The organism is Castellaniella sp., assembly GCF_034007085.1.
In the GTDB taxonomy this organism is placed as follows: domain Bacteria; phylum Pseudomonadota; class Gammaproteobacteria; order Burkholderiales; family Burkholderiaceae_B; genus Castellaniella.
The window spans coordinates 1-10,244 of sequence record NZ_JAVERO010000074.1 but is presented as its reverse complement, the minus strand read 5'-3'; the positions used below and the strand labels follow the sequence as shown (position 1 = coordinate 10,244).

Annotated in this window: 9 protein-coding genes and 2 pseudogenes; 10 read left to right on the top strand and 1 reads right to left on the bottom strand. The window is 62.5% G+C overall.

All coding sequences use genetic code 11. From position 1 onward, the window contains the following. Window positions 1-320, bottom strand: a pseudogene (locus RBR29_RS07860) (MFS transporter); the annotation flags it as partial. Window positions 321-534: 214 nt separating this feature from the next. Between RBR29_RS07860 and cyoA the strand changes: the two are divergent. The 10 genes and pseudogenes from cyoA (at window position 535) to RBR29_RS07810 (ending at window position 10,045) form a co-directional block, all read left to right on the top strand. Further along, window positions 535-1,443: a ubiquinol oxidase subunit II gene (gene cyoA, locus RBR29_RS07855; protein ID WP_320348423.1), complete on the top strand. Its 909-nt coding sequence runs from the start codon at window positions 535-537 to the stop codon at window positions 1,441-1,443. A gap of 2 nt (window positions 1,444-1,445) precedes the next feature. Further along, a pseudogene (gene cyoB, locus RBR29_RS07850) lies at window positions 1,446-3,402 on the top strand (cytochrome o ubiquinol oxidase subunit I). Continuing rightward, the gene (gene cyoC, locus RBR29_RS07845) at window positions 3,395-4,042 is read left to right on the top strand and encodes a cytochrome o ubiquinol oxidase subunit III (RefSeq protein ID WP_320348422.1); all 648 of its coding nucleotides are present in this window, start codon (window positions 3,395-3,397) and stop codon (window positions 4,040-4,042) included. The pseudogene cyoB and the gene cyoC overlap by 8 nt, the downstream one beginning before the upstream one ends. Beyond that, window positions 4,039-4,425, top strand: coding sequence for a cytochrome o ubiquinol oxidase subunit IV (cyoD, locus tag RBR29_RS07840; RefSeq protein ID WP_320348421.1), 387 nt, complete (start codon window positions 4,039-4,041; stop codon window positions 4,423-4,425). The genes cyoC and cyoD overlap by 4 nt, the downstream gene beginning before the upstream one ends. 67 nt (window positions 4,426-4,492) lie before the next feature. Next, a complete protein-coding gene (locus tag RBR29_RS07835; protein ID WP_320348420.1) occupies window positions 4,493-5,272 on the top strand; it encodes an SURF1 family protein in 780 nt (259 codons plus the stop codon). Continuing rightward, on the top strand, window positions 5,269-6,582 hold the full coding sequence (locus tag RBR29_RS07830; protein WP_320348419.1) for an ATP-binding protein: 1,314 nt from the start codon (window positions 5,269-5,271) through the stop codon (window positions 6,580-6,582). Before RBR29_RS07835 ends, RBR29_RS07830 begins: the two co-directional genes overlap by 4 nt. Continuing rightward, window positions 6,566-7,129: a response regulator transcription factor gene (locus RBR29_RS07825; RefSeq protein WP_320348418.1), complete on the top strand. Its 564-nt coding sequence runs from the start codon at window positions 6,566-6,568 to the stop codon at window positions 7,127-7,129. The genes RBR29_RS07830 and RBR29_RS07825 overlap by 17 nt, the downstream gene beginning before the upstream one ends. 214 nt (window positions 7,130-7,343) lie before the next feature. Then, the gene (locus RBR29_RS07820) at window positions 7,344-8,267 is read left to right on the top strand and encodes an ABC transporter substrate-binding protein (protein WP_320348424.1); all 924 of its coding nucleotides are present in this window, start codon (window positions 7,344-7,346) and stop codon (window positions 8,265-8,267) included. 94 nt (window positions 8,268-8,361) lie between these two features. After that, window positions 8,362-9,249, top strand: coding sequence for an ABC transporter permease (locus RBR29_RS07815; protein ID WP_320348417.1), 888 nt, complete (start codon window positions 8,362-8,364; stop codon window positions 9,247-9,249). A gap of 1 nt (window position 9,250) precedes the next feature. Next, complete coding sequence (locus RBR29_RS07810) at window positions 9,251-10,045, top strand: ABC transporter ATP-binding protein (RefSeq protein ID WP_320348416.1); 795 nt, start codon at window positions 9,251-9,253, stop codon at window positions 10,043-10,045. Window positions 10,046-10,244: the final 199 nt, after the last annotated feature.

The following is a 10,244-nucleotide window of genomic DNA, read 5'->3' as shown; positions in this document are numbered from 1 at the left end:
CCCCAGAGTTTCTGCACCTGCATGAACAGCGTCGTGCCAAATGGCCTGGCCATGAAGGCCAGGGCAAAGACGGCGAATGCGTACAAGGTGCCGGTGAGCGGGTCTGCAAACGGAAAGAACACCTGGGGAAATACGATCACCGAAGCGATGCCGTAGGTAAAGAAATCAAAGTATTCCGAGGTGCGGCCGATGATCACACCGACGGCGATGTCGCTTGGGGATACGGCAGGATGGCCCCCGGCGTGGCGGGCGAGCCTTGCCTGATCGTCTTCCCGGGCGCGCGGTCCGGGCACGTGGGCGCTGAGCGTATGGACAGTCATCGAAGTCTCCTGGTCTGCGATGGGGGGCTGCCCACGCGCAGGCAGCCTCATGCGTAGCATTCCACGGCGACTGGGCCGCCTGCCATTGGACATTACCCGCAGTAACCCTGCCGCCCTCAGGGGCATGAGTCAAAATGTCCAATTTTCACTTCGAATTTTCATGTCTATAGTATCGGCCTCCGATTGACTTCCCCTGGAATCAACACGCAAGGCAATGAGGCACGACAAGATTCTGAAAATACTGCTGGGGGCCGGTGCGGCCCTGCTGCTGGGCGGCTGCGATGCCGTGCTGCTGAATCCGTCGGGCGACGTGGCCCTGCAGCAGCGCAACCTGATCTATACGGCCACTGGCCTGATGCTGATCGTCATTCTGCCGGTGATCATCGCGACACTCCTGTTCGCCTGGCGTTACCGGGCGGCCAACCGCAAGGCGCGCTATGAGGCCGATTGGGACCATTCCACCCGCCTGGAACTGGTGATCTGGTCCGTGCCGCTGCTGATCATCATTGCGCTGGGCAGCATCACCTGGGTCAGTACGCACCTGCTCGATCCCTATCGCCCGCTGAGCCGGATCTCGGCGGATAAACCCTTGGCGGCCGATGTCGATCCGTTGACGATCGAGGTCGTGGCGCTCGATTGGAAGTGGTTGTTCATCTACCCGGAATACGGATTTGCCACCGTCAATGAACTGGCGGCGCCGGTGGACCGGCCGATCCGCTTCAAAATCACGGCTTCTTCGGTGATGAATTCCTTTTTCATTCCCGCGCTGGCCGGTCAGATCTACGCCATGCCTGGCATGCAGACGATGCTGCACGCAGTGATCAATGCGCCGGGAGACTATGTGGGTTTGTCGGCGAATTACAGTGGCGCGGGATTTTCAGGCATGCATTTCCGATTCCACGGCCTGGATCAGGCCGGGTTCGTGGCCTGGATTGAAAAGAACCGTACCGCCGGCGGTGTTCTGGACCGCGCGGCCTACCTGGAATTGGAGCGTCCCAGCGAGAACGAGCCGGTACGCCGCTGGTCGGCCGTCGATCCAGACCTGTATCGCCTCATCCTGAATCGTTGCGTCCAGCCCGGCGCGATCTGCATGAGCGATCTCATGCCGCCTATGGAGAAGTAAAGATGGATTTGCGAACCTGGACCCTGGGCCGGCTCGGCCTGGATGCCATTCCCTATCATGAGCCGATCCTGGTCGCCACTTTCGCTGGAGTGGCCGTGATCGGTCTGGGGGCCGTTGTGGCGGGACTGGATCATCAGCATCGATCACAAGAAGATCGGCATCATGTACATGGTGCTGGGCGTGGTGATGCTGCTGCGTGGCTTTGCCGATGCGGCCATGATGCGCCTGCAACAGTCGATGGCCTTTGGCGATGTGCTGGGCTATCTGCCGCCGCATCACTACGATCAGATCTTTACCGCACACGGCGTGATCATGATTTTCTTCGTGGCCATGCCGTTCATCACCGGTCTGATGAATTACATCGTGCCCTTGCAGATCGGTGCACGCGACGTGGCCTTTCCGTTTCTGAACAATTTCAGTTTCTGGATGACCGCCGGCGGCGCGGCCCTGGTGATGCTGTCCCTGTTCGTCGGCGAATTCGCCCGCACCGGCTGGCTGGCCTATCCGCCGCTTTCCGGTCTGGAATTCAGCCCGGACGTGGGGGTGGACTACTACATCTGGGCCTTGCAGGTTGCCGGGGTGGGCACGCTGTTGTCGGGGATCAATCTGGCAGTCACCATCATCAAGATGCGTGCCCCGGGCATGGAGCTCATGAAAATGCCGGTCTTTACCTGGACCGCGCTGTGCACCAACATCCTGATCATCGTGACCTTTCCGGTGCTGACGGCGACCTTGGCCTTGCTGGGCATGGACCGCTACCTGGGTACGCAGTTCTTCACGAATGACCTGGGCGGCAACCCCATGATGTACGTGAACCTGATCTGGATCTGGGGGCACCCGGAAGTCTACATCCTGATCCTGCCGCTGTTTGGCGTGTTCTCGGAAGTCACCTCCACCTATTGCGGCAAGCGTCTGTTTGGCTATACGTCCATGGTGTATGCCACCATCGTGATCACGGTGCTGTCCTATCTGGTCTGGCTGCATCACTTCTTCACCATGGGTTCGGGCGCCAGCGTGAATTCTTTCTTCGGCATCACGACCATGATCATCTCGATTCCCACGGGAGCGAAGATTTTCAATTGGCTGTTCACCATGTACCGGGGCCGCATCCGCTTTGAACTGCCCATGATGTGGACGGTGGCCTTCATGATCACCTTCGTGATCGGCGGGATGACGGGCGTGCTGCTGGCGGTACCACCGGCTGACTTCGTGCTGCACAACAGCCTGTTCCTGATTGCGCATTTTCACAATGTCATCATCGGCGGGGTGGTGTTCGGCGTGTTCGCCGCAATCAACTACTGGTTTCCGAAGGCGTTCGGCTTCCGCCTGAATGTGTTCTGGGGGAAATGCTCGTTCTGGTGCTGGGTCGTGGGATTCTGGGTCGCGTTCATGCCGCTCTATATCCTGGGCCTGATGGGGGTCACCCGCCGCCTGAGCCATTTCGAGGATCCTTCGTTGCAGATCTGGTTCCAGATTGCAGCGGTCGGGGCTTTCCTGATCGCGCTGGGCATCGCCTTTTTCCTGGTGCAGATCTACGTCAGCTGGCGTGATCGCGCGATGCTGCGCGATGACACCGGTGATCCCTGGAATGGCCGTACCCTGGAATGGTCCACGGCCTCGCCGCCGCCGGAATACAACTTCGCCTTCACGCCGCGCGTCCATGAGCGTGACGCCTGGTGGCACATGAAGCAGGCGGGTTACCGGCGTCCAGAAAGCGGGTTCATCGACATCCACATGCCCAGACATACTGCTGCCGGCTTCACATTGGCCGTGCTGAGTTCGGTCCTTGGCTTTGCCCTGATCTGGCACATGTGGGCATTGACGATCGCAGCCTTTGCCGCACTGGGCGCCGCCACCATCTACCACACCTTCAACTATCACCGCGATACCCACGTCAGCGCCTCGGACGTGGCCCGCGTGGAGCAAGCCCGTACCCTGCAGTTGGCCCGCCATGTCTGATACCCATATCCTGCACGATTCTGCGGCTGGCGGCCTGGCCGCCGCCGACGATTCCCGTTTCATCGTCCGGGAGCCTCATCATCCGGAAAACGGCACGCTGCTCGGCTTCTGGATCTACCTGATGAGCGACTGCCTGATTTTCGCCTGCCTGTTCGCCGTATACGGTGTGCAGGGCAGGGCGTATGCGGGCGGTCCGACAGGGGCCGATCTGTTCGATCTGCCGCTGGTGGCGGTGAACACGGCCATGCTGCTGCTGTCGTCGATCACCTATGGCTTTGCCATGCTGGAATCCCAGCGGGGCCGCTTGCGTGGAACACAGGCCTGGCTGGTCGTGACCGGGCTGTTCGGCCTGGCGTTCCTGGGGCTGGAACTGTATGAATTCCATCACCTGATCGAGCACGGCGCCGGCCCCTGGCGCAGTGCGTTCCTGTCGTCCTTTTTCGCGCTGGTCGGTACGCACGGTCTGCATGTGGCCTTCGGGATCGTGTGGCTCGTCACGCTGTTGTTCCAGCTGGGTCGCCACGGCCTGATTCCCGCGAACCGGCGCCGCCTGATGTGCCTGTCGATGTTCTGGCATTTCCTGGACGTCGTCTGGATCGGTGTTTTTTCCTTTGTCTACCTGATGGGGGTGCTGCCATGAGCCATGACCACACGACATCCGGGCACGACGCGCTCCATGCAGGGCAGGAGGGCCATGCGCCCAGCACCTTGCGGGGCTATCTGACCGGTTTCGTCCTGTCCGTGATTCTGACCGCCATCCCATTCTGGCTGGTCATGGATGGCGTCCTGGCAGATTCCGGCGCTACCGCGCTGACGATCCTGCTGATCGGTGCTGCGCAGATGGTCGTGCACATGGTGTATTTCCTGCACATGAGTCCCCGATCCGAAGGCGGTTGGACCTTGCTGGCGCTGATCTTTACCCTGATCATCGTGGCCATCGCTTTGGCGGGGTCGCTCTGGGTGATGTACCATCTGAACATCAATATGATGCCGGGCCACCTGCACGATATGTCGTCGATGTAGACCCTGCGGGCGCGGCTTTTCTCTGGTTGCGTCCGCTGCCCTGGGATCCGTTTTTCTCCTGTTCACTGTGCGTCATCGCCTCCAACGACCACTGCCCACCGGATGGCTCGTCCTGTGGGGTGTGCTCCTGGCCGCCGCGCTGGGCTGTTTCATCGCACTGGGCACCTGGCAAATGCAGCGCATGCACTGGAAACACGCACTCATTGCCCGGGTCGATGCTTTTCTGCGCGCGCCGGCCGTCCCGGCGCCCGGACCGGATGCCTGGGCCGGCCTGACGACCGAGCGCGATGAATACCGTCGGGTCAAGTTGCAAGGCGTCCTGCTGGATCGCGAGATCCTGGTCCAGGCCAATACCCGACTGGGCGCCGGTTTCTGGGTCATGGCGCCGCTGCGGCGCGAGGGTGGCGGCATTGTGTTCGTCAATCGCGGCTTCGTTGATGCCGCGCACCGTGATCCTGCGCACCGGGGCCAGGCTGCGCCGGCCGGTCCGGTCCGGATCGAGGGGCTGCTGCGCCTGTCCCAGCCGGGCGGCGGTTTTTTGCGCGATAACGCACCGGCCGAAGGCCGCTGGTATTCGCGGGACGTGTCCGCCATGGCCCATGCGCTGGGCCTGACGGCCGTTGCGCCGTATTTCGTCGATCAGATGGGGGCGGATGCGAACGGCGCCGTGCCCCCCGCCACAGGGGATCGCTGGCCTGTGCCCGGCCTGACGGTCGTGCATTTTCGTGATGAACATCTCAGCTACGCGCTCACCTGGTATGCGCTTGCAGCCATGACGGCGGCGGCCATGCTCTACGGCGCACGCCAGGAATGGCTGCGCCGCCGGGCGGCGGGAGCCGCCGCATGACCCAGGGCCGGCCAGTCGTGCCGGATGGTTCGTCTGTGGCGGGCCGGCAGAATCTGCGTCTGCTGGTCCAGTTGCGCTGGATCGCGGTGCTTGGCCAGGTGCTGGCGATCATCGTGGCCGTGGATGGGTTTTCCCTGGCGTTACCCCTGTTCGACATGGCGCTGGTGGTGGCGCTGCTGATCGTATACAACTGCTTCAGTCAGTTGCGCCTGAAATGGCACCTGGCCGTGAGCCAGATCGAATTGTTCCTGGCCTTGCTGGTCGATGTCATGGCGCTGACCGCCCAGCTCTACCTGAGCGGCGGCGCCACCAATCCGTTCATCTTTCTCTATCTGCTGCAGGTGGCCCTGGCTGCTGTCCTGCTGCGGCGGCGCACGACCTGGATGATGGCAGGTGCGACTTCGGCTGCATTTGCCGGGTTGGTGCTGACGCGTCACCACGGCTACACCCTGCCGTTGGATCTGGGCGGTGGGCTGGACAGCCCCTTCGTCCTCGGGATGCTGGTCTGCTTCGCCCTGAATGCGACTCTGCTGGCCGCGTTCATCACTCGCATGACCCATAACGTGCGCATGCGCGATGCGCACCTGGCGGCGCTGCGCCAGCGGGCGGCCGAAGAAGAACACATCGTCCACATGGGCCTGCTGGCCTCGGGCGCTGCGCATGAACTGGGGACGCCCCTGGCGACGCTGGATGTGATTCTGGGTGACTGGGTGCGAACCCCTGCAGTGGCCGGCGACCCAGAATTGCGACAAGATGTGCGGGACATGCAGGCGCAGGTGCAGCGCTGCAAGACCATCCTGAACAGCATCCTGCTGTCGGCAGGTGAGGTGCGGAGCGAAAGCCTGACGCGCACCACGGTGCTGGCTTTTCTCGATGGCCTGGTTGATCAATGGCGGCAGGCGCACCCTGCGTCCCGCCTGCAGTACGATCGTTGCATCGAAACAGATGCCGTGGTGATTGCCGATCAGGGGCTTCGGCAGATGGTGTTCAATGTCCTGGACAACGCCCTGGAAGCCTCGCCTGCCCGGCAACGGCTCACGGCGACGCTGGCGAACGGCTGGCTGATGATCGAGATCTGCGATCAGGGGCCGGGTTTTGCACCCGAGGTCCTGCGCGAATTGGGCAAACCCTATCGATCCACCAAGGGGCAGCCGGGCAGGGGGCTGGGTCTGTTCCTGGCGCATCAGGTGGTCCGGTCCCTGAGCGGCAGCTTGAGTGTGAACAATGCGCCCGAAGGCGGGGCCTGCGTGACGATTCGCCTGCCCTTGTCTGCCTTGACGCCAGAGGACGACGATGAACCCGTTGAATGAAGTCGGCCCTGCCGCGCAGCGTCTGCTGTTCGTGGTCGAAGATGATGAATCCCTGTCGCAGTCGCTCGCACGCTCGTTCGAACGGCGTGGCTACCGCGTGCTGCGCGCCGACAGTCTGGAGGCCGTCGAGGCACTGCTTGCGCAGGGCCATGTGCCAGACTACGCCGTCGTGGACCTGAAGCTGCAAGGCGAGGCTTCGGGGCTGGCCTGCGTGCGCCGCTTGCATGCACAGGCGCCCGGGATGATGATCGTGGTGCTGACGGGCTTCGCCAGCATTGCCACGGCGGTCGAGGCCGTCAAGCTGGGGGCTTGCCACTATCTGGTCAAGCCTTCGAATACGGACGATATCGAACGCGCCTTCGCCCGCTCCGAGGGCGACGTCCAGACGGCGCTGTCTCCCCGCCAGGCATCGATCAAGACGCTGGAATGGGAACACATCCACGAAGTCCTGGCTGCGAGCAATTTCAATATTTCAGAGGCTGCGCGCCGGCTGGGCATGCATCGTCGCACTTTGGCGCGCAAACTGGAAAAACGCCAGGTTCGCTGACCCCCCCAGGGGTGCGGCATCGACCTGGTTTATTCATTGCTCGTCCAAGCTACAATAACTGCCGCCGCAGGGATATCCCTTGCAGAAAAATCTGATGTCGGCGGGTAGACTGGACGCCGCATTGCCCGGGGCCGGCCCGGCATCGTTTCCCATACAAAGGAGTCCCTTCATGAATCTGCATTCCGTCCTTCGCACGCTCGCAGGCACCGCTGCCATGGTGGGCGCGCTGGCCTGTGCGCAAGTCCAGGCGCAATCCGTGGCGGTCACCTCCATTGTCGAGCATCCCGCCCTCGATGCCGTGAAGGACGGCGTGCACGAAGCCCTGGCGGCTGCCGGCTACACCGAGGCCAAGGGTCTGAAATGGCAATTCCAGACGGCTCAGGGCAATACCGCCATCGCCGCCCAGATCGCCCGCAAGTTCGTCGGTGACAAGCCCGATGTGATCGTCGCCATCGCCACGCCGTCGGCGCAGGCCGTGGTCGCCGCCACCAAGTCCATCCCGGTGGTCTATTCCGCCGTGACCGACCCGGTGGCCGCCCAGCTCGTGCCGGGGTGGGATGCCTCGGGCACCAATGTCACCGGCGTGTCCGATGCGCTGTCTCTGGAAAAGCAGATCGAGCTGATCAAGCAGGTCGTGCCCGATGCCAAGAAAGCCGGCATGGTCTACAACCCCGGCGAGGCCAATTCCGTGGTCGTGGTCAAACGATTGCGCGAATTGTTGTCGCAATCGGGCATGAGCCTCGTCGAGGCCACCGCTGCCCGCACCGTGGACGTGGGTGCCGCTGCGCGCAGTCTGGTGGGCAAGGTCGATGTCATCTATACCAATACCGACAACAACGTCGTATCCGCCTATGAATCCCTGGTCAAGGTCGGCAATTCGGCCAAGATCCCGTTGGTGGCTTCCGATACCGACAGCGTCAAGCGCGGCGCCATCGCGGCCCTGGGGGTGAACTACCGCGATCTGGGCGTACAGACCGGCAAGCTCGTCGTGCGCATCCTGAAAGGCGAAGCCCCAGGCACCATCGCCTCCGAGACCAGTTCCAAGCTCGAACTCTACGTCAATCCCGGCGCTGCCGCACAACAAGGCGTGACCCTGTCCGATGCCCTGGTCAAATCGGCTGCCCAGGTCATCAAGTAATTTCGCGCGCATATCGCGTCCCCGGGCCGCCTGAGAGCGGCCCGGTCGCCATGACGGCACCCGCCATGGGGCCGCGTCCAAAGATTCTTATTCCATGTCCATCTATTCCACATGGGGCGCTCTCGAAATCGGGCTGATCTTCGGCCTGGTTGCCTTGGGTGTCCTCATCTCTTTCCGCGTATTGAATTTCCCCGACCTGACGGTGGACGGCAGCTTTCCGTTGGGTGGCGCAACGGCGGCCATTCTGATCCATCATGGGACGGATCCCTTTCTGGCGACCGGCGCCGCCGCCTTGGCCGCCGGCTTTGCCGGCATGGTGACGGGCTGGCTGAACGTGCAGCTGAAGATCATGGATCTGCTGGCCAGCATCCTGATGATGATCGCCCTGTATTCGATCAATCTGCGCGTCATGGATGCCCCCAATGTCCCGCTGATCACCGATCCGACCGTGTTCACCGTACTGCAGCCCGAGGGCCTCGAAGACTATGTCGCCCGGCCGCTGATCCTGTTGGCGCTGGTGGTGGTCGTCAAACTGCTGCTGGATTGGTTTTTTGCCACCCAGGTGGGGCTGGCGATGCGTTCGACCGGCTCGAATCCGCGCATGGCGCGCGCCCAGGGTATTCGCACGGGTAATATGGTTTTGCTCGGCATGGCGATTTCCAATGCGCTGTGCGGCCTGGCCGGTGCGCTGTTTGCCCAGTCCCAGGGTGGCGCGGATATTTCCATGGGCATCGGCACCATTGTCATCGGCCTGGCTGCCGTCATCATCGGTGAATCCATTCTGCCCAGCCGCCGTCTGATGGTCGCCACACTGGCCGTGGTGATCGGCGCCGTGCTTTATCGATTTTTCATTGCGCTGGCGTTGAACGCAGACTTTGTGGGCCTGAAGGCCCAGGACCTGAACCTGGTCACGGCGGTGCTGGTCACGGTCGCTCTGGTGATTCCGCTTGCCAAGCAGCGTTTCCGCAAGAAAAGGTCCTGACATGTTGAGCGCCCAGAATCTGCATTTGACTTTCAATCCCGGCACGCCGATCGAAACCCAGGCCTTGCGCGGCATGTCGCTGGACATTCCTGCGGGTCAGTTCGTCACCGTCATCGGCTCCAATGGGGCCGGGAAATCCACGTTCCTGAATGCCATTTCCGGCGAGCAGGTCGTGGACAGTGGCGCCGTCCTGATCGATGGCGAGGACGTCACCCGCCAACCGGTCTGGGACCGGGCGCGCAAGGTCGCGCGCGTTTTCCAGGATCCGATGGCCGGCACCTGCGAAAACCTGACCATCGAAGAAAACATGTCCCTGGCCCTGGGCCGAGGCCAGTTCCGCAGTTTGCGTCAGGCCGTGCGCGAGGAAATGCGAGTGCTGTTCCGGGAACGCCTGGCCATGCTGGGGCTGGGGCTGGAAAACCGCCTGACTGACCGGATCGGCCTGTTGTCTGGCGGCCAGCGGCAGGCCGTCAGCCTGCTGATGGCGGCCTTGCGGCCTTCCCGCATCCTGCTGCTCGATGAGCACACGGCAGCGCTCGACCCGCGCACGGCCCAGTTCGTGCTGGACTTGACTGCGCGCATCGTGGCCGAACACGGCCTGACCACGATGATGGTCACCCACAGCATGCGCCAGGCGCTGGACGTGGGCGATCGGACCGTCATGCTGCATCAGGGCAGGGTGGTCCTGGATGTGTCGGGGGATGCCCGTCGCGGACTGGAAGTCCACGATCTGCTCGCCATGTTCGAAAAAGTACGCGGCGAAGAACTAGCCGACGACACCCTGCTGTTGGGATGAGGCAGGACACGAAAGAGTCCCTGCGGACTCTTTCGTGCCTGCCGAATCCGAGCCGCATGCAGGCGGCGAGGTGGGGGGGGCTGCGACAAATTGAGTCCAAGTCCCTGCGGACTCTTTCGTGCCTGCCGAATCCGAGCCGCATGCAGGCGGCGAGGTGGGGGCGACAAATTTGACAAAAAATGCACTCGTTGTCAAAATG